Annotated in this window: 15 protein-coding genes and 1 other RNA gene; 14 read left to right on the top strand and 2 right to left on the bottom strand. The window is 33.1% G+C overall.

The window, feature by feature from the left end; all coding sequences use genetic code 11:
* Positions 1 to 20 precede the first annotated feature (20 nt).
* The 5 genes from HMPREF2642_RS09630 (at position 21) to HMPREF2642_RS09610 (ending at position 5916) form a co-directional block, all read left to right on the top strand.
* Positions 21 to 2723 (top strand): helicase C-terminal domain-containing protein, encoded by a 2703-nt coding sequence (locus tag HMPREF2642_RS09630; RefSeq protein ID WP_070597818.1) that lies wholly within the window; start codon positions 21 to 23, stop codon positions 2721 to 2723.
* A gap of 126 nt (positions 2724 to 2849) precedes the next feature.
* Positions 2850 to 4142, top strand: a complete 1293-nt coding sequence (asnS, locus tag HMPREF2642_RS09625) for an asparagine--tRNA ligase (protein ID WP_049428687.1) — start codon at positions 2850 to 2852, stop codon at positions 4140 to 4142.
* A gap of 96 nt (positions 4143 to 4238) precedes the next feature.
* The gene (locus tag HMPREF2642_RS09620) at positions 4239 to 4931 is read left to right on the top strand and encodes a DnaD domain-containing protein (protein ID WP_002433943.1); all 693 of its coding nucleotides are present in this window, start codon (positions 4239 to 4241) and stop codon (positions 4929 to 4931) included.
* On the top strand, positions 4921 to 5580 hold the full coding sequence (gene nth / locus HMPREF2642_RS09615) for an endonuclease III (RefSeq protein ID WP_002433690.1): 660 nt from the start codon (positions 4921 to 4923) through the stop codon (positions 5578 to 5580). Before HMPREF2642_RS09620 ends, nth begins: the two co-directional genes overlap by 11 nt.
* A gap of 6 nt (positions 5581 to 5586) precedes the next feature.
* Positions 5587 to 5916 (top strand): YpoC family protein, encoded by a 330-nt coding sequence (locus tag HMPREF2642_RS09610; protein ID WP_049428685.1) that lies wholly within the window; start codon positions 5587 to 5589, stop codon positions 5914 to 5916.
* A 142-nt stretch (positions 5917 to 6058) separates the two neighbouring features.
* Here HMPREF2642_RS09610 and HMPREF2642_RS09605 read toward each other — a convergent pair whose 3' ends face one another.
* Together HMPREF2642_RS09605 and recU are read right to left on the bottom strand one after the other, a co-directional pair.
* Entirely contained in the window at positions 6059 to 8296 is a 2238-nt protein-coding gene (locus HMPREF2642_RS09605; protein WP_023350255.1) for a transglycosylase domain-containing protein, read from the bottom strand.
* Positions 8293 to 8919, bottom strand: a complete 627-nt coding sequence (gene recU, locus HMPREF2642_RS09600) for a Holliday junction resolvase RecU (RefSeq protein WP_002433974.1) — start codon at positions 8917 to 8919, stop codon at positions 8293 to 8295. The genes HMPREF2642_RS09605 and recU overlap by 4 nt, the downstream gene beginning before the upstream one ends.
* A gap of 369 nt (positions 8920 to 9288) precedes the next feature.
* Between recU and HMPREF2642_RS09595 the strand changes: the two genes are divergently transcribed.
* The 9 genes from HMPREF2642_RS09595 to ebh all read left to right on the top strand — a co-directional run.
* Positions 9289 to 9621, top strand: a complete 333-nt coding sequence (locus HMPREF2642_RS09595; RefSeq protein ID WP_002433589.1) for a DUF1798 family protein — start codon at positions 9289 to 9291, stop codon at positions 9619 to 9621.
* 11 nt (positions 9622 to 9632) lie between these two features.
* Positions 9633 to 10199 carry an SLOG family protein gene (locus tag HMPREF2642_RS09590; RefSeq protein ID WP_002433797.1) on the top strand — a complete coding sequence of 189 codons (567 nt, stop codon included), beginning with the start codon at positions 9633 to 9635 and terminating at the stop codon, positions 10197 to 10199.
* 12 nt (positions 10200 to 10211) lie between these two features.
* Positions 10212 to 10550, top strand: coding sequence for a cell division regulator GpsB (gene gpsB, locus HMPREF2642_RS09585; RefSeq protein ID WP_023350258.1), 339 nt, complete (start codon positions 10212 to 10214; stop codon positions 10548 to 10550).
* A 53-nt stretch (positions 10551 to 10603) separates the two neighbouring features.
* Positions 10604 to 10987: RNase P RNA component class B (gene rnpB, locus HMPREF2642_RS09580), an RNA gene on the top strand.
* A gap of 190 nt (positions 10988 to 11177) precedes the next feature.
* Positions 11178 to 12314, top strand: coding sequence for a THUMP domain-containing class I SAM-dependent RNA methyltransferase (locus tag HMPREF2642_RS09575; protein ID WP_037549159.1), 1137 nt, complete (start codon positions 11178 to 11180; stop codon positions 12312 to 12314).
* Positions 12315 to 12471: 157 nt separating this feature from the next.
* Positions 12472 to 13110, top strand: coding sequence for an SDR family oxidoreductase (locus tag HMPREF2642_RS09570; RefSeq protein ID WP_049428679.1), 639 nt, complete (start codon positions 12472 to 12474; stop codon positions 13108 to 13110).
* A 210-nt stretch (positions 13111 to 13320) separates the two neighbouring features.
* A complete protein-coding gene (locus HMPREF2642_RS09565) occupies positions 13321 to 16761 on the top strand; it encodes a dynamin family protein (RefSeq protein WP_049428677.1) in 3441 nt (1146 codons plus the stop codon).
* Positions 16762 to 16781: 20 nt separating this feature from the next.
* The gene (locus HMPREF2642_RS09560; RefSeq protein ID WP_064212358.1) at positions 16782 to 17660 is read left to right on the top strand and encodes a 5'-3' exonuclease; all 879 of its coding nucleotides are present in this window, start codon (positions 16782 to 16784) and stop codon (positions 17658 to 17660) included.
* 374 nt (positions 17661 to 18034) lie between these two features.
* A partial coding sequence (ebh, locus tag HMPREF2642_RS09555; protein WP_070597817.1) for a hyperosmolarity resistance protein Ebh occupies positions 18035 to 26544 on the top strand: 8510 nt, incomplete at its 3' end.

The following is a 26544-nucleotide window of genomic DNA, read 5'->3' as shown; positions in this document are numbered from 1 at the left end:
AGACAAGGAGAGAGGGCGTTATGGGAATTGCAACCTATGCAGTTGTTGATTTAGAAACAACTGGTAATCAACTAGATTATGATGAAATTATTCAAATAGGCATTACTTTCGTACGCAATCATAAAATTATTGATACTTATCATTCAATGATTCGCACTGATTTAGAAATTCCTCCATTTATTCAAGCTTTGACATCTATTGAAGAGGACATGCTCGCTCAAGCACCTTATTTCAATGAAGTTGCTGAGGATATTTACGACCAAATTAAAGATTGCATTTTCGTGGCACATAATATTTCTTTTGATCTTAATTTCATTAAAAATGCTTTCAATAACTGTGACATTCAATTCAAACCTAAGAAAGTGATGGATACACTTGAATTGTTTAAAATCGCGTTCCCAACAGATAAAAGTTACCAGTTAAGCGAGCTCGCTCAAGCACATGATATACCCTTAGACAAAGCACATCGTGCCGATGAAGATGCTACAACGACTGCAAAGTTAATGATTAAGGCCTTCAAAAAGTTTGAAAGTTTACCTTTAGATACGCAAAAGCAACTTTATTATTTAAGTAAAAATCTTAAATATGATTTATACAATATCCTTTTCGAAATGGTAAGAACAAATCAATCGAAACCATTGGATGACCAATTTGGTCAATTCGAACAAATCATATATCGTAAACAAGTAGATTTAAAAGGTCCACAAACAAAGTTTGAAGGTTCTCTTAAAACACTTTATAAAAAAGCTACGAAAGCTCTAAATATGACTTATCGTCCTCAACAACTTTATCTTTCAGAAATTATTCTTGATCAACTGATGCATAGTGATAAAGCAATGATTGAAGCGCCTCTAGGAAGTGGTAAGTCCCTTGCATATTTACTTGCAGCACTCATGTACAATATTGAGACTGGGCGACACGTGATGATATCTACAAATACTAAAATACTGCAGAGTCAGTTACTTGAAAAAGATATTCCTGCATTAAACGAGGCATTAAAATTTAAAATCAACGCATCTCTGATCAAAAGTAAAAATGATTACATTTCACTTGGTTTGATTAGTCAAATCTTAAAAGATGATACTAATAACTATGAAGTTAGCATTCTAAAAATGCAATTATTAATTTGGATTACAGAAACAACTACAGGTGATATCCAAGAATTAAACTTAAAAGGCGGACAGAAAATGTATTTCGATCAAAAGATTGAAACTTACGTTCCTGTACGTCATGACATCCATTACTACAATTTTATAAAACGTAACGCTCAAAATATTCAAATCGGTATTACGAATCACGCACATTTAATTCATTCGGATGCAGAAAATTCAATATATCAATTATTCGACGATTGTATCATTGATGAAGCACACCGATTACCAGATTATGCCCTAAATCAAGTTACTAATGAATTGAACTATTCTGATATTAAATATCAATTAGGCTTAATCGGTAGAAACGAAAATGAAAAACTACTTAAAGCTATAGACAAATTAGAACAGCAACGTATTCTTGAGAAATTAGATATAGCACCTATTGATGTATTCGGACTTAAATCAAACATCAATGACATCCACGAATTGAATGAGCGTTTATTTACAACGATTTATGAAATTATTCAGTCATCTGAAGTCTATGACGATGAAGTTCATAAGTATCATTATGTTTACCAATTTGAGACTGATAATATATTAAAAGATTTACACGCTCTCATTGATAAACTAAATAAAACGTTGGAAATTTTTAATGGCATTAGCCATAAAACAATTAAATCAATTCGTAAACAGTTACTTTATCTCAACGATAGATTTAAACAAATAGAGCAAAGTTTAAAAGATAATCATACAAGTTATATTTCAATCAAAAATCTAACTCAAAAGTCTACAATTCGTTTGCTTGTTAAAGACTTTGCAGTAAAAGATATTTTAACAACTCAAGTTCTTGATAAATTTAATTCGCTCACTTTTATTTCCGGTACGTTAACTTTCAATCATTCATTTGATAACTTTAAGAATTGGTTTAACGATCATACCAAATTTAATACATTTGAAGTATCAACATCGATGAAAGCCTCTAAAAATACGAGCGTTTTTATTCCTACTGATGTAGCTTCTTATAATTATAAGAATATTGAAGACTACGTGGCATCAATTGTGGATTATCTTGTCGAATATGTCACTATGACTCAATCAAAATGTCTCGTCTTATTTACAAGTTACAAGATGATGCATATGGTTCAAGATATGTTAAACGAATTACCACCATTTGAGGACTACGTGATACTCACTCAACAACAGAATCAAAATTATAAAATTGTTCAACAATTTAATAACTTTGAAAAATCTATCTTGTTAGGTACATCAACATTCTTTGAAGGCTTCGACTTTCAAGCTGATGGTATTAAGTGTGTCATGATAGCTAAGCTACCATTTATGAATAAACACAATACGAAATATTGGCTTATGGACACTGAATTTACGTCAACGTTCAAAGATTACGTCCTTCCAGACGCTGTCACTCGCTTTAGACAAGGATTAGGTCGTTTGATACGTAATGAGGATGATAAAGGGCTTATAGTGTCGTTCGATGATCGCTTAGTCAATAGTAATTTTAAGAATTTCTTTGCTCAAACCTTGGAAAATTATCGCCAGAAAAAAGGGGATATTCAACAATTCAATAAATTACTAGGGCACATTCAGAAATCAATTAAAAAAGGAAAATAGAGTTTAATTTGACGTAGCGAAGTCATTTTCAAGAAAGCAATCACAGAAGTCAACATGTAGAAGTTAATAGAAGATTTTGTTAAAATAAATAAGTATTAAAAAGAATAGAAAAATAGGAGTTTGGTTATGAAGACTACGATTAAACAGGCGAAACAACATCTAAACCAAGAAGTAACGATTGGTGCTTGGTTAACAAATAAACGTTCTAGTGGTAAAATCGCGTTCTTACAATTACGTGATGGTACTGGATTTATGCAAGGCGTGGTAGTGAAATCAGAAGTTGATGAAGAGACCTTCCAATTATCTAAAGAGATTACTCAAGAATCTTCATTATATGTAACAGGAACAATCACTGAAGATAATCGTTCTGATTTAGGCTATGAAATGCAAGTAAAATCAATTGAAGTCATTCATGAAGCGCATGATTACCCAATCACACCTAAGAATCACGGCACTGAATTCTTAATGGATCACCGTCATTTATGGTTACGTTCTAAGAAACAACATGCCGTGATGAAAATTAGAAATGAAATTATTCGTGCAACATATGAATTCTTTAACGACAATGGCTTTACTAAAATTGATCCACCAATTTTAACTGCAAGTGCACCTGAAGGTACAAGCGAGTTATTCCATACTAAATACTTCGACCAAGATGCATTCTTATCTCAAAGTGGCCAATTATATATGGAAGCTGCAGCTATGGCACATGGTCGCGTATTTTCTTTCGGTCCAACGTTCCGTGCTGAAAAATCTAAAACACGTCGCCATTTAATTGAATTTTGGATGATTGAACCAGAAATGGCATTTACAAATCATGCTGAGAGTTTAGAGGTACAAGAACAATATGTCACTCACGTTGTACAATCAGTGCTTAAAAATTGTGAATTAGAACTTAAAGCACTTGACCGTGATACGACTAAATTAGAAAAAGTAGCAACACCATTCCCAAGAATTTCATATGATGATGCGATTGAATTCTTAAAAGAACAAGGCTTTGATGATATAGAGTGGGGCGAAGATTTCGGAGCACCTCATGAAACTGCAATCGCTAATCATTATGATTTACCAGTGTTTATAACTAATTACCCAACTAAAATTAAGCCGTTCTATATGCAACCTAACCCTGACAATGAAGATACAGTATTATGTGCTGATTTAATTGCACCAGAAGGCTATGGCGAAATCATCGGCGGTTCAGAGCGTATTAATGATTTAGATTTATTAGAACAACGTATTAAAGAACATGAATTAGATGAAGAAAGTTATAGTTATTATTTAGATCTTCGTCGTTATGGCAGTGTACCACATAGTGGTTTTGGTCTTGGTTTAGAAAGAACAGTTGCGTGGATTTCAGGAGTAGAACACGTGCGTGAAACTTCACCATTCCCACGTTTATTAAATCGTTTATACCCATAATAGAGGTGAAATAAGAACTTCATTTTCAAAATGATGCCAAAACGTCCAGTCAATTGATACGGCTGGGCGTTCATTTTAAATAGGAGGGGAAAACACTTGGATTTGTTTCAACTTAAAACACGTCCTGTCGTAATTCGAAGAGAATTATTAGATCATTATGCGGAATTAGGTATAGATGAACAAGATTTAGTGATTCTGATTAAATTGATTTACGCATCAGAAACATCTAATAAGCAGCCCTCTATAGAATTGCTTCAAAAAGGGTCTCATATGCAACCTCGTGAAATCACTGCCGTCATACAAAATTTAATACAACACGAATTATTAGAATTAAATGTGAGTAAAGACGAAGAAGGTAAATTCACTGAGTATATGAATTTAGATCCTTTTTATGAGAAATTAAGCCTAATACTAAAGAAACAAAATTTAAATAACCAAGAGCAAGATAGTAAAGAGCAATTTAAACAACTATTTCAATTGATGGAACAATCCTTTGGGAGACCACTTTCACCCTACGAAATAGAAACATTAAACCAATGGATAGATGTGGATCAACATGATTTATCCGTCATTCAAGCAGCATTAGACGAAGCACTGAGTCAAAACAAATTAAGTTTTAAATATATAGATCGCATACTGTTAAATTGGAAGAAGAACAATGTTAAAACAGTAGATGACTCCAAAAAAATAAGAGAACAATTTAATCAGAAGCAACCTAAAATGAAACATGTAGTCAAACAAGTTCCTAAATTTGATTGGTTAAATGGAGAGAAACCAGATGATAAGTAAAAAGAAAGCATTAGAAATGATAGATGTCATTGCGAATATGTTTCCAGACGCAGAGTGTGAATTAAAGCATGATAATGCATTCGAACTCACTATTGCTGTATTACTGTCAGCTCAATGTACGGATAATTTAGTCAACCGTGTGACACGTTCACTCTTTGAAAAGTATAAAACACCGGAAGATTACCTTAATGTTAGCGATGAAGAGCTTCAAAATGATATACGTTCAATAGGACTATATCGTAATAAAGCGAAAAATATAAAAAAATTATGTCGTTCATTACTCGATCAATTTGATGGACGTATACCAGAGACTCACAAAGAATTAGAAAGTTTAGCAGGTGTCGGACGAAAAACTGCAAATGTGGTGATGAGTGTAGCATTTGGAGAACCTTCTTTAGCTGTGGACACGCATGTTGAAAGAGTTTCTAAACGTCTAGGTATTAATCGATGGAAAGACAATGTTAGACAAGTTGAGGATCGTCTTTGTGATATCATCCCACGCGAAAGATGGAATAGAAGTCATCATCAACTTATTTTCTTTGGAAGATATCATTGTTTAGCTAGAAAACCTAAATGTGATATATGTCCTTTATTAGATGATTGTAGAGAAGGTCAGAAACGTTATAAAGCTAGTTTGAAGGAAGCGTGATTTATAGTGATTAAGAAAGATGATTTCGAACAATTAGAAACACTACTCGATAAGTTAGCGAGTCAGAAGAAGTTAAAATCTCAAGAGGCTAAACCTATTATTGATGATTATTTTGAGATGATACTTAATTACTTTAAACAAATTAATGAAATCAGTGAAATCAATTTTGATCACTTAAATGAGTATCCTGTAGTACCTATGAATTTTGATGAACGGTATCACTATATGATTGCTAGAAAATATCATTTTATGGGATATAGACAAATGAAAACGTTAAAAAGTGAGTTAATTAAAATGAATGCCTCTTATCAAATAAGGAAGAAGCGCAATCGTTAAGTAAGCCTATTTAAAAATTTAAGAGTCAAATTGTATTGTTATGAAAGGGAAGATGTTCCTCCAAACAATGCAATTTGACTCTTTTAATATATAAAAAGAGTCCCAATTTCAAAACATGAAATTGGGACCTTTGCTATATCAATTATGATGCTTTGTTATCAAATATAGCATTTAAGTTAAATAAACGAGTTAGTGCGTTACCAGAGCTACTTTGAGAAGAGCTACTGTTATTGCTAGAACTATTACCTGAGTTTGAAGATGAGCTATTGCCTGATGACGAATCACTATCTCCGTGAACACTACGGTTAGTAGTGTCGTTGTCTGGGTGACCTTTAACAGATAAGTTATCCGCATCACTACCATTAACATCATTAGGTTTCTTGAAGTCTTCACCATCTTTAGAAGAGATATCAGACATTACATCTTCGAATAAATGTTGTGGATATTCTTGCTCAGTATGTCCTACAAATGAGTTAGTACCGTATTGTTTAACTTTATTGAAGCCCATCCAAATTGACATTGAATATTGAGGGCTGAATCCGTTAATCCATACGTCTTTGGCTGCACTGTCTGGTAAGTTATATTTTTGATAAATTTCAGAACCATAAGTACCAGTACCAGTTTTAGCACCCATATTAACTCCTGAAACACCGTGTCCATAAGCTGAACCGTATGCTTTGAATGTGCCTTTCAAGATTTCAGCTAACATATAAGCTGTATAATCTTTCATCGCTTTGTGACTAGTATGATCATATTCAATAGTGTCACCATCATTAGTGACTACTTTTTGAATAGAGTGAGCATTGTTATAAGTACCACCATTAGCAATTGCAGCAAATGCTGAAGCTAATTGAGTAGGTGAGAATTCAGAAGATGAACCACCAAGTACTTCAGATGGACCTATTTTACTGTTGTAATCTAAGCCAACTTTAGAAGCGAATTTCTTAGGCGCATCGTTACCTGCTTGTTTCTTAACTTGTTGCCAAGTTTTAAGAGCAGGAATATTGAAACTTTGACGTAAAGCATCATAAGCAGAAACTTTACCATGACTTTTAGTGTCATAGTTTTTGAATTCTGAACCATCAACCCAATATGAAGATTCGTCTTGGATTGCGTGGTTAGTAGCCCATTGCATATTTTCAATAGCTGGACCATAAGCTAAGAATGGTTTTAATGATGAACCAGTAGGGTGAGCATCTGTAGCTTGGTTACGTTCTACGACATTTTTGTAGTCACGTCCGCCTGAAATAGCTACAAGACCACCAGTTTTACTATCTAAGATTGTAGCACCAACTTGTTGGTCATCATTTTTATAGTAGTTAGAACCACCATTATTAACACGATCTTGAAGCGTTTTTTGAACGTCTTTGTCCATGTTAGTGTAAATTTTAATACCACTTTGTAGGACGTTGCCTAAGTTCTTGTCTTTGAAGTATTTATTATTCATTAATTCTGATTCAACGAAGTTAACGTAAGAATCATACTCTGAATCATTATTATTAGCGTTCACTTGACGATCTTTCTTAGAGCGTTCTACTAAGTTCGCTTTTAGATCAAGTTTCTTAGCATCAGCATATTCTTTATCAGTAATTCTGTGATGTTTATGCATTAAATAGAGCACTGTGTCTTTACGGCTATTCGCTTCTTTAGGGTTATTGTAAATATTATATAAGTTAGGAACTTGTGGTAAACCTGCAAGATAAGCTTCTTCAGCTAAGTTTAAGTCCTTCAAGTCCTTGTTAAAGTAATATTTAGCTGCAGCTTTGACACCAGTAACACCATCAGAATAGTAAATTTTATTCAAGTAAACTTGGAATATTTCATCTTTACTATATTCTTGTTCAAGACGGTATGAAAGGTAAGCTTCTTGAGCTTTACGACCGATAGATTTTTGTTGTGTTAAGAATGAATCTTTAACAACTTGTTGTGTTAAAGTTGACGCACCCTGAGCACCAAATCCACCAGTTAAGTTCTTCCCAATAGCACCAAATAAGCGTTTATAGTCTAGCGCACCGTGATGATAGAATCGATTATCCTCTGTTGCTAAAACGGCATATTTCATGTGTTTTGGTACGTCTTTAATGTTGACGTGTTCATGACGTTGACCGTTATCTAACGTTTTAACTAGATCCCCATTCTTATCATAAATCTTGGCCGGAATTGGGTCTTCTAGTTTCGACTCAGTAAATGCTGGCGCTTTCCATGCATAGTAAGCAAACAACAAGATACCAAGTAACAACAGAACGAAAAAGGCGATAATCATAAAGCCGATTATCTTGATAATCGTTCTCTTAACATTCCTATTCTTTTGTTCGTCGGACTTCCCACCATTTTTACTATTATTTTTTTTAGGTTGGGAAGACCCTTTATTTTCCGTCATACGCGGTCCTCACTTTCATCTAATATCAACTTATCAACTGCCTTGAGGTAATTCAATCTTGGTTGATATTGATAAGGAATATGGTAACCATTTTTCCGAATTTCTTCAACTGTAATCGATTTTTTGATTTCTTGAGTATATCTTTCCCAGAAAAATTCAAACTTAGAATATGGCAATATATAGACTTCATCAAGTGTTTTGAAACGTATCATAAGAAAAACAATTCCCTTTTGAAGATATGTATTTTTCATATGTTCAACTTGATGTGCATGTATATTATTAAGGGGAAAAGAAGTTTTATTCTTCGTTTCCTTTGCCTCGAAATCGATATAATACCCATTATAAACGCCGTTATAATCGGTAGTTGAAGGTGTACGAAAATAAGCTTCATTAATCACAGCCTTACTACGTTTAGGATAGTGAACATTGACTATCTGAACGGGAGTAGGCTTCTTGTGAATGACTGCTATGCCACTTTTTAAATAGAACGTATTGGATTGTTCTATATCTTTTTCAAGCGACATTCCGCGTCCACCATATTCAATGTTACTTGAAAAGGGTGAAGGCTTTCGTCCGTCCGAAGACTTATTTTTTGAGTATGGCTTACCATTAGGATAATTCATAATATTCACCACACAAGTTTGATGAGAAAACTTTAGATATGTAAATGAAAAAACTCAATCAAACTCTAGTATTTGAATGTATATGTTATTTAACAAACATACATCATTCATTATTTTAACGTGATTAGCCTATTCTGTCACGATTTCTTTCATAAATGAAAGATAAACGTAATCTATAATTTATTATTTATTAAAATTATAGTTATTTAAACGAGACTTAAATGATAAAAGTAACATAAATCTTTCAAAACAAATTCGCCGATAACAAAATCTTTATAAATCCAATCATGTCTAATCAATGAAAGAATGATACTTTGCATGACTTAAGCTTTCTTATTGTGTTAAATTAACTTTGTAGGAGGCATCCTAATGCGAAAACTAATAGAACAACTTATCTCGGATATTGATGAAATGAATCATCGTTTTGAAAGAGTAAAATCTTCAGAAGTTGATTATGACTTTTATAAGGTAGTAAAACCTTATGCACATTCGATTGATTCAAAACTTAATGAATTAAACAATTATTATCAACAAATCATTAATACGCCGTATATGACACCATTAAAATTTAATTTACTTATATCAAACATTCAATCGCTATCTGTCGAATGTCATTTTAAACGTACGAGTAGAAAGCTTTTCACAGAAAAAATAAAAAGCGTACAGTATGATTTAAAAAATATTTTAACGTATCATGTTTAATGAGGGAGAATATGGTTAAAACTGTATATGTTACTGGATACAAATCTTTTGAATTAAATATATTCAAAGATGATGCACCAGAAGTTTCATATTTAAAGAAGTTTATATCTCATAAATTAGAACAATTATTAGATGAAGGTCTAGAATGGGTGCTGATTCAAGGTCAAATGGGTATTGAGTTATGGACAGCTGAGGTTGTTTTAGACTTAAAGAAAGATTATCCAGAATTAAAGTTAGGGATTATCACACCTTTCTTAGGTCATACGCATCGTTGGAATGAACAGAACCAAGCTAAATACGCTTCAATCGCTCAACAAGCAGATTTTACGGAGAGTATTCATCATACTGATTATCAAGGGCCTTTTCAGTTTAAACAAGCAGATCAATTCATGCTAGATCATACCGACTATACCATTCTAATTTATGATGAAGAACAAGAGGCAAGCCCTAAATTCTTCAAGACTATGTTAGTTGAATTTATGGATAAAACAAACTATACTTGTGATATTGTGACGTTTGATGAACTCACTGACTTCATCAACGACTTGCAGTGGTCTCAAGATCAAAGTTTCGAATGAGGTGGATAAAAGATGTCAGATGTTTCATTAAAATTATCAGCAAAAGATATTTATGAGAAAGATTTCGAAAAAACTATGGCTCGTGGCTATAGAAGAGAAGAAGTAGACGCTTTTTTAGACGATATTATTACAGATTATCAAAAAATGGCGGACATGAATAATGAAGTTGTTAAGCTATCAGAAGAAAATAATAAATTAAAAAAAGAACTTGAAGAGTTAAGACTTCGCGTTGCTACAACAAGACCACAGGAAAATAAAAACTTTTCTTCTAATAATGGCAACAACTCATCAAACAATGTAGATATTTTAAAACGTATTTCTAATTTAGAAAAAGCAGTTTTCGGTAAGTAATAAAAATTTTTGTTACTTATTCACATGAAATTGTGTTATAATCGCAAAAGTGATATTTCGGGTAATCGCTATAGCAATATAGAGGAAAGTCCATGCTCACACAGTCTGAGATGATTGTAGTGTTCGTGCTTGATGAAACAATAAATCAAGGCATTAATTTGACGGCAACGAAATAACCTAAGTCACATGATATGGTTAGAATAGTTTGAAAGTGCCACAGTGACGTAGCTTTTATAGAAATATAAAAGGTGGAACGCGGTAAACCCCTCGAGTGAGCAATCCAAATTTGGTAGGAGCACTTGTTTAGCGGAATTCAACGTATAAACGAGACGACTTTCACACGAGCGTGAAAGTATGTAGACAGATGGTTACCACCGACGTACCAGTGTAACTAGTACACGTGATGAGTACAACGGTACAGAACATGGCTTACAGAAATATTACGACTAGTTTAGCTCTCCCTTATATATGGAGAGCTTTTTTATTGTTTATATTTATGGGCGCAAATGCTCTCATGAAAGCTATTTGTTTAATCATTTTCAAAAAATAAAAATGAGTTTATCCTTATATTAAAAAAAGATGATGAATTTGGTAAAATAAACACAATACAAATAAAGGAGCAATGAAATGTTTCAATTATTAGCAGTCTGTCCAATGGGACTGGAAGCAGTCGTGGCTAAAGAAATACAAGAACTTGGTTATGAAACACAGGTTGAAAATGGGCGCATCTTCTTTGAAGGTGATGAAGCAGCCATCGTTAAATGCAACTTATGGTTACGTACAGCTGACCGCATTAAGATAGTAATGGGGCGCTTTGATGCTAAAACATTTGATGATTTATTCGAACAAACAAAAGCTTTACCGTGGGAAACAATTATCGATAAAGAAGGTAATTTCCCCGTTCAAGGTCGAAGCGTAAAATCTACATTGCACAGTGTACCTGATTGCCAAGCAATTACTAAAAAAGCCATCGTCGAGAGACTTAAAAAGGCATACGATGAAAAAGGTTGGTTAAATGAGACTGGTGCAAAATATCCTGTAGAAGTTGCAATACACAAAGATAATGTTTTATTAACTATTGATACATCAGGTTCAGGATTAAACAAACGTGGTTATCGTCTAGCACAAGGGGAAGCACCAATCAAGGAAACATTAGCTGCTAGTTTAATTCGTTTAGCAAATTGGAAAGGTGATTCTCCACTAATTGATCCATTCTGTGGTTCTGGTACGATTGCGATTGAAGCATGTTTAATTGCACAAAACATTGCCCCTGGATTTAATAGAGATTTCGTATCTGAAGAATGGAATATCATGCCTCCAAATATTTATGATGAATTGCGTGATGAAGCAGATAGAATGGCAGATTATGATAAAGAAATTGAAGTTTACGCATCTGATATTGACCCTGAAATGGTAGAAATTGCTAAACGTAATGCTGAAGAAGTTGGACTGGGCGATATTATTCAATTTAATGTTAAAGACGTTAATACTTTAACTATTGATTCAGAAGGACCAGTAGCATTAGTAGGAAATCCGCCATATGGTGAACGTATAGGTGATCGCGAAGAAGTAGAAGAAATGTATCGCTATATTGGTTCACTAATGAAGCAACATCCTTATTTATCAACATATATTTTAACCAGTAATAAAGAATTTGAGTATTTAGTTAACCGTAAAGCAACTAAACGTCGTAAATTATTCAATGGTTATATCGAATGTACGTATTATCAATATTGGGGTAAAAAACCCGATTTTAAAAATTAAGGTTTACTTTTTATTATTTCCGTGTAATAGTAGTAACCTAAATATTCAATTCATTCGCACTCTTATCTCGACTATAGTACAGTTGAATAGGAGTGTTTTAATTTTAAAAATACTAAAAAATAAAATATTGAAGATGTTTAGAAAGGGGATTATAAATATGAAAACAGTATTAATCATCGGAGCTAACGGTAGAGTGTCTATCGAAGCAACTAAAATTTTCCTTGAAAACTCTAGTTTTAATGTAGATTTATTCTTAAGAAATGCGCACCGTATCCCTGACTATGCTTCTAACCGTGTAACAGTATATGAAGGCGATGCAAAAAACTTAGAAGATCTTGAGAAAGCATTAGATGAAGTTGATGTAGTCTTTGCAAGTTTATCTGGATCACTTGATAGACAAGCTAAGACAATTGTTGAAGCTATGGCTAATAAGAATGTTAAACATTTAATATTTGTGGCAGCACCTGGTATCTATAATGAATTACCTGAACAATTTAACGAATGGAATAAAGAACAATTTGGAGATAAATTAAATCTATATCGCAAAGCATCGGACATTATTGAAAATTCAAATTTAGATTATACTATCATCCGTCCAGGTTGGTTAACTGATAAAAATGAAAATGTTTTTGAAGTTACTACTAAAGATGAGACATTCAAAGGTACAGAAGTTTCACGTAAAAGTGTTGCTTCATTAGCTGTTCAAATCGCTAAAAATCCAGAGCTACATTCTAAAGAAAATATTGGTGTTAATAAACCTGGAACAGAAGGCGATAAACCTGCATGGTTTGATTAATAAATATGCCATTTTAACATAGGTTTTACTTTGTCTATGTGATAAAATTTAAAATATCATAACTTTTGAAAATTAGGGTTTGTCTTCTAGACTAACCTAATTTTTTTAATTTTTTTGAAGTTGATATACATAAATTTCTTACACTTTTTATAATAATCAGAGTAAAAACCTCTATCACATATCGATGGAGCTAAAGGGGATACAAAACACATGGATAACACTGAACAATTAGATATTTTATATAAGTTGAAAAAGGAAGTTGAGAAATCGAACAACTATGCTTTAGTTAACACTATTAACCAAGTAATAAAAAAAGTATATCTTAATCAATTTACCGCTTCTTTCGTTGGTCACTTTTCAGCTGGGAAATCAACGCTAATTAATCTATTACTTGAACAAAATATCTTACCTAGCTCACCAGTACCTACAACAAGTAATACTGCAGTCGTGTCAGTCGCTGAAGAACCAGGAATCATCGCGAATTTACCTCACCAACAATACACTAAATTAAAAACTTATGATGATGTGAAACAAATGAATCGTCAAAATGTGGATGTTGAATCAGTAGAAATTAACTTCCCATCAAATAAATTCAACAACGGTTTCACACTACAAGATACACCTGGCGTAGACTCAAATGTTGCCACACACCAGTCTAGTACTGAACAATTTATGTATACGAGCAACATTCTCTTCTATACTGTAGATTATAATCACGTACAATCTGCATTAAACTTTAAATTCATGCGACGTATTAATGAAGTAGGTATTCCTATCGTGTTTGTCATTAATCAAATCGATAAACATAATGAGGATGAAATATCATTTGATACATTTAAATCACGCGTGGAGAAATCAATTAAAGATTGGGATATTGAATTAACAGATACTTATTATGTATCTAAATTTGAGCATCCAGAGAACCAAATTAATGAATTATCTAATTACCTCGTTTATATGGACAATCAACGAGAATCTGTCGAAGATTACGTGAATCGTACTATCGATTTTATTACTGAAGCACAACTTGCTTATATCCAAAATGAAATCCAAGACATCCTCGATACACTTGATATCGAAGAGGAAGACTTTGAGCAAGCTTACATGAAGTTCCAACAAAATCAAGAAGTAAGCGAAGAAGCTCAACTATTAAACGACTCTGATAAATTACTCAATTATTTAAAGCAGAAACGTAAAGATATTTTAGATAACGCTTATATCATGACACATGATATGCGAGAACAGTTAAGATCTTATCTTGAAAGTAAATCTGAAGACTTCAAAGTAGGCGGGCTTTTCAATAAGAAAAAGAAAAAAGAAGAAGAACAGGAACAACGACTGAATCAAGCTACTGACGCGTTACAAGATAAAGTGAACCAACAAATACGTCAGCCACTTCGAGAAGACATGTCATTCTTAACACGCTTTATAAATGACAGTGAAGTTAATAATCAAATCCTAAACCAAGATTACCTTATAAAGCCATCATTAATTTCTGATTTATATCAACCTCAGACAAGTATTAGCAACACGTATGTTCTTACATTTTCAGATGAAGTAGTGAAAGCTTTAAATAAACATATTGAACATGAATCAAACCCTATCTTCAAAGATGCTGTGAATCACGCTCAAGCAAGCGAGTTAACAACAGAAGATAATGAGGATAAACAAGAATATGAAAAATTCATTGAGTTGAAAAATTTAAGAGAATCGTTAACTACTCATAATTATCAACATTATTATATCCATTTAGATGATTCACTGGATAAATTAATCGGAAGAACTGAAGCAAATTTCGAACTTAAAGAAGAAAATTCAACGGCTTACCACCACAAACATGAACAGGTCAACCATGATGAAGCAGAAACAGCAAATCAAGTTGATATTCAGAATGCACTTCAAGTAGTCGAAGATGTCCCTCTATTTGATCGTACGAAAAAGGACATCAAAGACACAATGCATCGCCTCAATAATCAAATCACTAAAATTGGTGTATTCGGAACTTTCAGTGCAGGAAAAAGTAGTTTAATCAATGCTTTATTAGGCGGTCAATATTTAGTAAGTTCACCAAATCCTACAACAGCAGCGACAACTGAATTATCATACGGTGAAGAAAGCCAAATCACCTTAAAATCATCTGAGCAATTACTAGATGAAGTCAACAATGTTCTTGAATATTACAATGCGTCATATGATTCATTAGAATCATTTATTAACAGTGATTTGAAGAAACTTAAGACACAACTTGAAAAGAATCAACTCGCATTTATTGATGCCATTGAGAAACATTATGATATGTATCTAGACATGTTAAATGAGGGAGAAGTGCATACCGTCTCTCAAGAAGACGTTAAAAAATGGAGTGCAGAAGATGAATACGCTACATTCGTTAAGACCGTGCATCTTAACCTTCCACTTGAATGGTTAAAAGGTAAAATTATCGTCGATTCATTAGGACTTCACTCTAATAATCAACGACACACTAACGAAACTGAGCAGATTCTTACTTCTTCAGATTTAATCCTCTACGTAAGTTATTTTAATCATTCATTCACGGATAACGATAAAGCTTTTATCGAGCACATGAAAGCGATGAATCAATTAAATGAGAATCAAGCATTCAAGATGGTTATTAATGCAGTAGATTTAGCTGAAAATGAAGACGACCTCAACACAGTGCGTGATTATGTTGCAGATGCACTTGGACAAGTTAACCTTCATTCTGAGATATTTAGCGTTTCTAGTCGTAAAAGCTTAAAAGAGGGCGATCAAGGTATAGATCAATTGCGCGATAGCATTCAGCGATTTGCTGATGTCGAATCTAAAACCATTTTAGAACAACAGATGGTTCATCAAATTCAACAAATGAATGATTCCTATAAAGAAATGATTGAAGAGTTCCATAATAATAAGGAACAAATACAAGCTAGACAAGAAAAATTATTAAACATTAAAGACCAAGATAGACTTAATAGCCAATTGATCAATACTACATCGCAACATACTAATAACGAAGTTGATGAACAAATCTATCATTTAAACAATAGACTCAATCTTCAATTATTAGACGAAGTGAAATCAGTGTATAACAGTCAAATGACTCAAAATAGTGATTTTAATGAAGAGAAAAAGATTTCTACTAAAACTTATCTTGATCAAATTCATCAACGATTATATTTAGAACAATCATTAATTACTGAAAGAATCAAAAAGTATTTTAATTCTCAATTAGAAGAGCAAATTGCACCAATTATCAAGAAGTTAAATCACATACACGTACTAGTTAAAGCTCAATTTGATGTAGAACCTGATGTAAAGGAAACACCATTTTTAAAAATAGATTTAAATGATATGATTGCAGCCTTACCGAAGCAATTAACAAAACGTAAAATACTAAATCCTAATTCACAACGTGATATCCAAGAACAAATTGCAAATGTAACATTAGAATTGTTACAAGATGGTTTGAGTGAATTAAAACAAGAACTGAACGACTATGTGCAGCAGATGTCACGTCAAGCTGAGACGCAATTCAAACAACTAGAGCAACAAATTCAAGAACAAATTGATGAATTACTATCATTCAAATTAGATGATACGCTCATCCAACAGCTGGAAACTAAATCTAAACAACTTGATGAAATCATTTAAGAAGAAAGAAGGACGCTATCATGACAAATAGAGTATTACTCGTGGACGGAATGGCTCTACTATTTAGACATTTTTATGCAACGAGTCTACACAATCAATTTATGTATAACTCTAAAGGTATTCCTACAAATGGCGTTCAAGGCTTTGTAAGACATATCTTCAGTGCAATTAAAGAAATTAATCCTACACATGTTGCAGTATGTTGGGATATGGGGCAACAAACCTTTCGCAACGAAATGTTTGAAGGGTATAAACAAAATCGGCCAGAACCACCAGCAGAACTTATACCACAATTTGATTACGTTAAAGAAATCTCACAACAATTTGGATTTGTAAACATTGGTGTAACTAATTATGAAGCTGATGATGTGATTGGGAGCCTCGCTCACAGTTATTCTGATAACAATGAAGTTTTTATCATTACAGGAGATAGAGATATTCTCCAATGTATAAATGAGAATGTAGAAGTTTGGCTTACTAAAAAAGGATTTACTATTTATAATCGCTATACTCTAGATCGATTTAAAGACGAATACGGATTAGAACCCAAACAATTAATAGATGTTAAAGCATTCATGGGAGATACGGCAGATGGTTATCCTGGAGTAAAAGGTATCGGCGAGAAAACAGCTATCAAATTAATTCAAAATCATCATAGCGTTGAAAACGTAATCCGAAATATATCTACATTGACACCAGCGCAGCAAAAGAAAATTAACGATAACATTAACAATTTACATTTATCAAAATCATTAGCTGAAATTCACACTCAAGTGCCACTTGAATCAGAACAGCTCTTTAATGAAATGGCATACGCACATGAACTAAATGAAATACTTTCAATTTGTAACGAACATGAGTTGTATGTTTCAGGAAAATATCTAGCAAGCAACTTTTAACCATTAAACCAAATGGACTTATCGAAATTAATTCGTAAAGCCATTTGGTTTATTTTATACCCATCATCTACGCAACATAAAATTTATTTTATATAAATATTGTGAATTAATTTCACTTTCTTTATATAAATTGATATTATTGTTTAGAACAAATAAAATATTGTTCGAAACTCTATTGTGATAGATGAGTGAGCATGCCGCATTCAAATTATGATTTTATAATCCGACATTAGATCTAAATTTTATTAAACTCATTTTGAATGGTATTCTTTTCATTTTAAATATCGTCATTATGGTCAATTTTAAGCACACGATATATTAAATCACATCAAACAACAAAGACATAACATCTAGAATAGGAGTGAACAATAGCTTTGAATAATCGAGATAAATTACAGAAATTTAGTATCAGAAAATATGCCATTGGAACATTTTCGACTGTAATCGCAACCCTGGTATTTATAGGTTTTAATACAGGTCAAGCTCAAGCAAATGAATCAGATCAACCTGCTACAATAGTTAAAAAAACTGCACTAAATGGAGGTGAAGAAGACTCCACTGCAAAACAACAAACTAACTCTAAAATTGACCAAAATAAAAATGATGTCTATACAGTACCTGAAAACGAGACTGAACTTTTATCAAATGTACAAACATCTAATAGTAATAGTGATGAAATTAAAGAGAGCACGGGAGAAAATACTAAGAACTCACCATCTAACTATCCTAATGATAAAAACAGTCTTAAGATAAAAACACACGCTGTAAAATCTTTAACAGGTGATAAAGAAAAACAAAAAGATAATTTAAAAGAAAAATCAATTATCAATAAACAATCTACTAAAGAAGATTCAAATAATAAAAAAGTTGAAGATACTAACAAACCAAAACTTGTTCAACCGCCTTTAGATAAGACTAGACTACAAGCTTTATATGATGCGTCATACCATGATTACAGAATGATAGATACTGATAAAGCTAATACAATTGAATATAATAAAGTTAAAGCTACTTTTGACAAAATTAATGATTTTCTTGGTAATAGTGAAAATTCTGAATCAAAACAGCTTGATTTGATGTACCAACAATTAGAACAAGCGATTGAATTAGCTCGTACGCTGCCAATGCGTACAACTAAAATAAATAAAAACAACCGTTCTACTAGAAGCGTTAATAAAGATCGGGCTAGTAGTAAATCTAATTCAGCTTATTTAGATGCATGGACTGAATATTATGTATCAAGTGATGATGATGGTTCCGGATATCCAATAGGAACATTTTTACACGCTTCTAATAAAGGGGCGCCTTATCAATTACCATCAACACCCTATAACACATTACATGCATCAGATGTAAAAGGTATCGCTTATATAACTACTAAAAGGGTTAAAGATGGTTACGAGTGGGATATATTATTTAACAAAGGACACTCAAATCATGAGAATATGATTTATTGGTTTGGAATCCCACGTGATCAAACACCGGTAGGTCAAGTGACATTTTCTATCATAAACAAAAATGGAACAAGCTCAGCATATGGTGGTGTGGGCTCAGGTTCAGGCGCACCTTTACCTAAATTTTGGCAAACTGCTGAAGGCATTGATCCCGCTGTAGCTAGATATTTTAGACATGGTTCCGCTCATGGTTATCCATTTTATAATACGCCTACCGTTCAAATAAATAACTTTTGGGATTTTGCTCGAGGTAGCAACGAATATGATCGTAATTCTTATTTCAATCGAAATGGTGCATCATCTACAGCGCGTTATTATGGTGACGAAAACTTTGCTTTCTTAAATGGTGAGAGACCTGAACTAGGACAAGGTTTAGATTCAATATATAGCTTTATTGGTAAAGGAGATGTAAGTTATAGAATTTCCTTTAAAACTAGTGGTCTTCCAACAGAACGTCTTTATTATGCAGCAGGTGGTCGTGCACTAGAATTTAGACAATTATTTAATTACAACCAATTATATGTTGAACCGATGAAAGAATATCAAAATCGTATTCAATCTTTCGTAGAAGTTAAAAATCGTACTATGCATTTAGGTAATACTAAGTATGTATATGATCCATCTATAGGTAAAAATACCGATCGAGCTATATTGGACTCTGATGGAGATCATACTATTGATTATGCCGACGATCCTTTAAGTTATGTAAAACATATAAGTAGATCTATCTTTGGTTTTATGCGATATAATGATGCTTACGACCAAGTCCGCATTTTCGGTGCAGATGAATTAAATCCAGTTGAAATCGAGAGTACATTCTCAAAGAATAATCTGGAGGAAGCTGCTCGCACAGGAAATCCAATTAAGCTAATGATTGGATTTAACGCGCGAGATCGTCACCATAACCCAGAAACTCTAGTTCCAGTAAATTTGTATGTTAAACCAGCTCTTAAACAAAAGATTTCTTATTGGCATAACAATGAAGGACAAAGTATTGAAAGTTATTCAGAATCTAAAAAAGCTGGTCATCCAGTATATGAAATTATGGCTGGAGATATGCATAATAATTCGCCTAAACAGCAAGATATACGTGTTCAACTAACGAGTAATGAACCTATTAGAGATAATACTTGGTCGGTATATGGATACCCAAATACATTGAGATTAGAAGAATCTAAAGGTCAAACTAATAATGCCAACGAGAAAAACTTCTCTTTAGTCGGAACATTAGCACCTGGAGATTATTTTATTACAGTAAGTTTAGGAGATAGAGAAGAACAATTCGAAGTACGTGCTAAACCTAATCCTCCGATAATTGAAACAACTGAAATGCAACTTAGAGGAAAAGCAGGTCAAAAGCCAGAAATTATAGTTACTAATGTGCCACACGAAACTAATGCTAAAGTTTTACTTGTTGTTGGAGGACAAAACGGTTCAACTGATCCTTTCTCAGATCCTTATACTAAACCTGAGAACTATACAGTGATAGCAAGTGCAGATGCTACACCTACTGGAACGGTTACTTTTACAGCTAGTGATTATGTACAGGGTCTTCCAAGAGCCGCTGAATTAAAAGCTATCACTTATTTTAACGAGAATGTTCAATCTAACTTTAGTAATATCATTACTCTATCTAGTGATAGCACACCTCCATCATTTGGTGAGCCTGTAGGATTAAACGCAAAATATTATAGAGATAATCATGTCTCATTCTCTATACCTGTAACTGAAAATCACGGAGGTTCTGGACTTAATCAAATACGTGTAGAAGGATTACCATCTGGATGGACTCAGACCTTTGTTAAAAATTCTAATAACGAAACTGGTACTTTAACAGTTTCAGGTACTATCAGTCGTAGTCAAGCTCTAAATAGTGTTATTTCCCTTAGATTAACAGCTACAGATAATGATAATAACCAACAAACTAAAACTATCAATGTAAATGTTGGGAGCTTAGCGACTGACTATCCACTTACTCCTTTGTCTGCTGGTAATAGAATTCTTGTAGTAAATCCTACTAATTTTACTACACAAGAAAAAAATCAAGGTAAAGATAAAGTACAAAGACTAAATACTAACAAATCGACTTACTTAGCAAGCTCTAATCCTTTAGTTCCTCAAGATAACGGTAACATTCTTGTAAATTATAAAGGTGGGTCTCAAGGGACAGTGAATGCTGGTAACATCTACACATATGATCCAATTCGTAAAGACATATATGCTGATACAGATGTCACTGACCCTAAAATTGCAACAATATTCGTACCTAAAGGCTCAAGATATGAAATAGGACGAGATTTAAGAAAGTACTTCTCATTGAGTAATGGTCAAGATATTCCAACAAATACGACATTTACAGTTATGTACCCTAATGACACATTGCCAACAGGCGATCAGATATCTCACTTTGGAGCTGAAACGCATAGTTATAGTATTACAGCGGTTAATGCATATAATCAAAATGCAACAACACTTACATTGCGTGTTAAAGCTGTGGATGTTATAGCGCCATCTGGTAATTTACGAGTTTATCGATTAAATCCATCAACACTAAGTGATGAAGAGGTTAACAAGGTTAAACAAGCTTTTGTTGAAGCCAATCGAAGATTAGACATCCAACTTAGTGATATTACTGTAAATAACCCAACTAGTGGTGGTGCAAGTACTGTAAATGTTGTAGTTCGAAAAGATAAATATAATAAAACTTTTACATCACATCCAGGTGATATGAACTTTTTACGTTGGACAAATATTCGAGATGATTATACTATCTCATGGTCGAATGATAAAATAGCTCACCGTGATACAGATGGAGGTTTATCATGGTCTCCAGATCACAAATCGATTATTTATAGATACGATGCAACTAAAGGATCATCAATTACTTTAAATCAAATATTGCCTTTATTAACTGCTCGCACAAGCATACCTTCATTGAGAAACGACATATCAGGTGACGATAAGGCTTTAGCAATTGCTGGAGGGACACCTAAATATAAAACCACTGGTTTCTCAACTAAACTCAATACTTTAGATAACTTACGTTTTTACACTAAAGATGGGCAAGTAATACAGGTATTAGATTTAGTTCAGGCTAGTACTGGAATTGAAAATGCTGAAGTAAGTCACTCTAATCGCATTTATAATGAAAGAAACTCTCAAGTTTCAAGTGGGGAAGTACCTGCTGCTAATGGTGCTCAAGCATTCAATGTCGACAAAGTTATTAAAGCTAATGGGTCTAACAATGGAGTTATGGGTGTTATATACAAAGCTCAACTTGTCCTAACGCCATATGGAGCTAAACAATATATTGATAACATTACAGATTCAACAGATGACTCTGCTAATCTCATGGAGGTCACTAATAATGTAATAGATGTTTATTTCGTGCCAAGTGATAACGTCAAACCTGTAATAAGCTTTGGTAATTATAATAACCACGTCGTTTTTTCTGGTGAAACATTTAGAAATAATATGACTGTAACAGATAATTATGGAGTACAATCAGTCTCAATTCCGCAAACTAGCGATATCGCAGTGTCAAAAAATAACAGTAATACAGAAATAACAGGCACAGCTCCTAATGTAACGAGTCAAACTACTAAGGCAGTAAAAGTTATTGCCACTGATAAAAGTAATAATCAGACAGAACAATCATTTAATGTGCTTATTAAACCTTTAAAAGATAAATATCATGTTACTAGTAGTTCAACAATTCAGAACCCTATTAGAATTAGTAGTATACGAAATGGTACCACTTTAACTCAAACTGAAAAAAATACTGTAATTAATTCATTAACAATTACTAACAATGAACCTAATAGAACTTATGTCACAGCTCCAAAAAATGAAATTCGTTCTAAAGAAGTCAGTAACGTCACAAATACAAATAATAATTCAAGTGTTACAGTTACAATTACTTATGCAGATAATACGACTTCTCAAATAAATGTATTAGTTAAACAAATCATACCGGAAATATTTGCAGAACCTAGATACACTGTACAGGGCCAAAATTTCCCTGAAGGAAAAGGTGCTAACCCTAAAGACTTCTTTAAACTAAAAAATGGTAGTCCTATAGAAGCTAGAGTAACTTGGGTTAATAATAGAGGTCCAAATATTAATAGTAATCAAATTGGCGTCGAACAAAATTTAGAAGCAGATATTTTATTTGACGGAGAATCTACGCCAATACGTAAAAGTACTTCCTATAAAATAGTCAAATCTCAACCTAAAAGGATTTTTGAAACAACAATAAATGGACAATTTGTTTTTCGTCCAGATAATGCTGATTATGCTGGTTCATATGTGCAACCATTCAATCATTCATGGACACAAGGTATGAACTTTGAATGGGGAGACAACCTAGGAACACCAAGTTCAAGAACTCCTGGGGCATTTACTCGAGTTGCAACAGTCATTTATCCTAATGGCGAAAGAGAAAATGTGAATGTACTTTACGAAGTTAAACCTAACAAACCAGTCATAGATAGTAATAGCGTTATTTATAGAGGCGGATTAACTCATCAGCAAATTTTAGTTAGAAACGTACCAAATAATGCTAATGTATCTCTATACCAATCTAATGGTTCAATTATTCAAAATACAACGCAAACAGTAGATTCTAATGGTGTGGCTACTGTAACTATTCAAGGCATATTACCTACAGGTAATATAACAGCAAAAGTTTCAATTACTGAAAATAATTTAACTTACGCAAAAGTCACTAGTAATGGTGTAAATAATGTGACTGAGAATATTACTGTTACCTCTGATGCTAGTAATCCTGTTAATGTTACAGAAGGTATGCATGCTAAAAATGGTGGTATTAAATTTGTAAAAGGTTCTAATTTCAATTTTAATAACTTTAATAACTTTATAAGTAATGCTCCATCAGGTTCACAGTTCTCTTGGGTCGACAGTCCTGACACTTGGAAAAATACTATCGGAGAATCAGAAAAAGTTATAAATGTCACTTTACCTAATCATCAAGGTACACGAACAGTTAATATTCCAGTAATGGTTTATCCAACAGTATCTGCTGTTACACCAAATAGAGATAAATTTGGCATTGATTTAAGTCGAGGAACTGATGTAAACAACTATATAATTTTTGAAGGTAATAATAGATATGGAGCAACAACTTCTTGGAAGGATAATCGCCAACCAGACAAAAATGTTGCAGGTATACAAAACTTAACTGCTTTAATTCATTATCCAGGTATTGACACACCAGTAGAAGTACCAGTAAAAGTATGGGTGTATAAATTTGACTTTGCTAATTCAGTATATAAAATTCAAATCGGCCAAACCTTCCCTGGAGGTACTTGGGTTAAAAAATATGTACATTTAGAAAATGGAGACGACTTACCTACAAACGGCTTTTTATATTACTGGAACCCTAAAACTACAGGTTCAAATACTTCACAATGGCAAAGTTTAGCTTATACTAGTCAAACGTTTGTAAAGACAGGTACTTACGATGTATTAGATGCTAATGGTTACCCTTGGCAAGAATCACAACCTGGTACATTCATAGTAACGAGTGCTCAGCCTAACAATGCAATTATCACTGAATCTAATTCAGGAGAAGTTACCATAACTCCAGGTGCAGTGAGAGAAGTACCAATTGAAGGCACAACTTCTCACACTCAATCGATTGCAGATAAGATTGTAATTAATAAAAACGGCCACAAACTAACAACATTTATTAAAAATAATGAAGGTCGATGGATTGTTCAAAATGGTGAGCCAAATGTAAGAGGAGTATTGGCTAGCGATAATGGTAGTTCAATATTAATAAATAGACCTGCTATCGCGACAGGAGACACACTTCAAGCATTAGCTACTGAAGGATCTGGGGAAACTATTAGTCCAATAGCAGAGAGCGGGTTATTCACTGTAAAAGCTCCTCAGCCAGAGCAAGCAAGTGCTAAAGTATGGGAAAACGGTACATTTGAAATAACACCAGATAATAGAGCTCATTCTAATAATCCAACTGCTAAAGTAGAAGTTACTTATACAGAAAAATTAGAAAATAGCCATGAGTTATCTAAATCATTTACAGTTACTCATAATAATAATGGCACTTGGTCAATTACTAACAAACCTAGCTATGTTTCCTTCAATCAAAGCAACGGAATAATTATTTTCAATGCTAATAGCATTAAACCTGAATCACAAGTAACAATTATCTCTAGAGCAGGAAGCGGAAACACTGAGAGCAGCAGTACTAACACAGTAGCTGCACCTCCACTTCACACCGTAGTTATTAATGAAATCATTAAAGAACAAGGTCAAAATGTAAGTAATGAGGATGTGAATAATGCTGTTCAAGTAGCCAATAAACGTAATGCAGTAATTAAAAGGGGTGCAACACTTCCCACTCACCTTGCAGGAGGAAGTACAACTCAAATACCTGTAACCATTAACTATAATGATGGTAGTACGCAAGAGATCACAGAAACTATTAGAACAAAAGTTAATAAAACTGAATTAATTAATGCTCGTAATCACTTAGATGATACTATCAGTAAAGAAAATAAAACACCGGCTAGTATTAGAAACTTTGACCAAGCTATGGCTCGAGCTCAAGCTCAAATTAATCAAGCTAAAAATGAAGCTGATAAAGTTATTAATACAGAATTTGCAACACCTCAACAAGTAAATAACGCTTTGAGCCAAGTTAAAGCAGCACAAGCAAAGATTAATGAAGCTAAAAGTTTACTACAAAATAGAGCTGATAATAGTCAATTAGTAAGAGCTAAAGATCATTTACAACAAGTTTTACAACCAGCTGCCTCTACGAATGGAATGACTCAACAAAGTGCTCAAAATTATAATGCTAAACGTCAAGCAGCTGAACAAGCGATCCAAAATGCTGCTAATGTAATTAATAATGGGGATGCAACTGCTCAACAAATTACTGAAGCTAAAAATAGAGTTAACCAAGCCGAAAGAGAGTATACAGAAGCTAAAAATAATTTAAGAGCAGATAAAACTCAATTAGAAACAGCTTATAATCACTTAAATCAACAAGTAAACTTAACAGATAAAACACCGTCTTCTGTTACAAGATATAAACAAGCCTTAGAAGGTTTTAAAAATGAATTAAACGCTGCAAAATCTGAAGCTAGTGGTGTACTTAACAATAACAATCCTACAGTCTCACAAGTTAAAAACGCTTTGGATAAAGTTAATGCTGTTCAAACAAAAGTTAATCAAGCTGAAGCTTTATTACAAAATAAAGAGAATAATTCTGCACTTGTAAATGCTAAACAACAATTGCAAAATGCCGTAAATCAAGTTCCTTCTACTACAGGAATGACTCAAGAAAGTATTAATGTATATAGAGCAAAACAACAAGCTGCTCAAAACGAAATACAAGAAGCTCAGAATGTAATTAATAATGGCGATGCTACTGCTCAACA

Source organism: Staphylococcus sp. HMSC055A09 (assembly GCF_001809655.1).
GTDB classification, from domain to species: Bacteria; Bacillota; Bacilli; order Staphylococcales; family Staphylococcaceae; genus Staphylococcus; species Staphylococcus capitis.
This window is presented reverse-complemented; position numbering and strand designations above follow the sequence as displayed.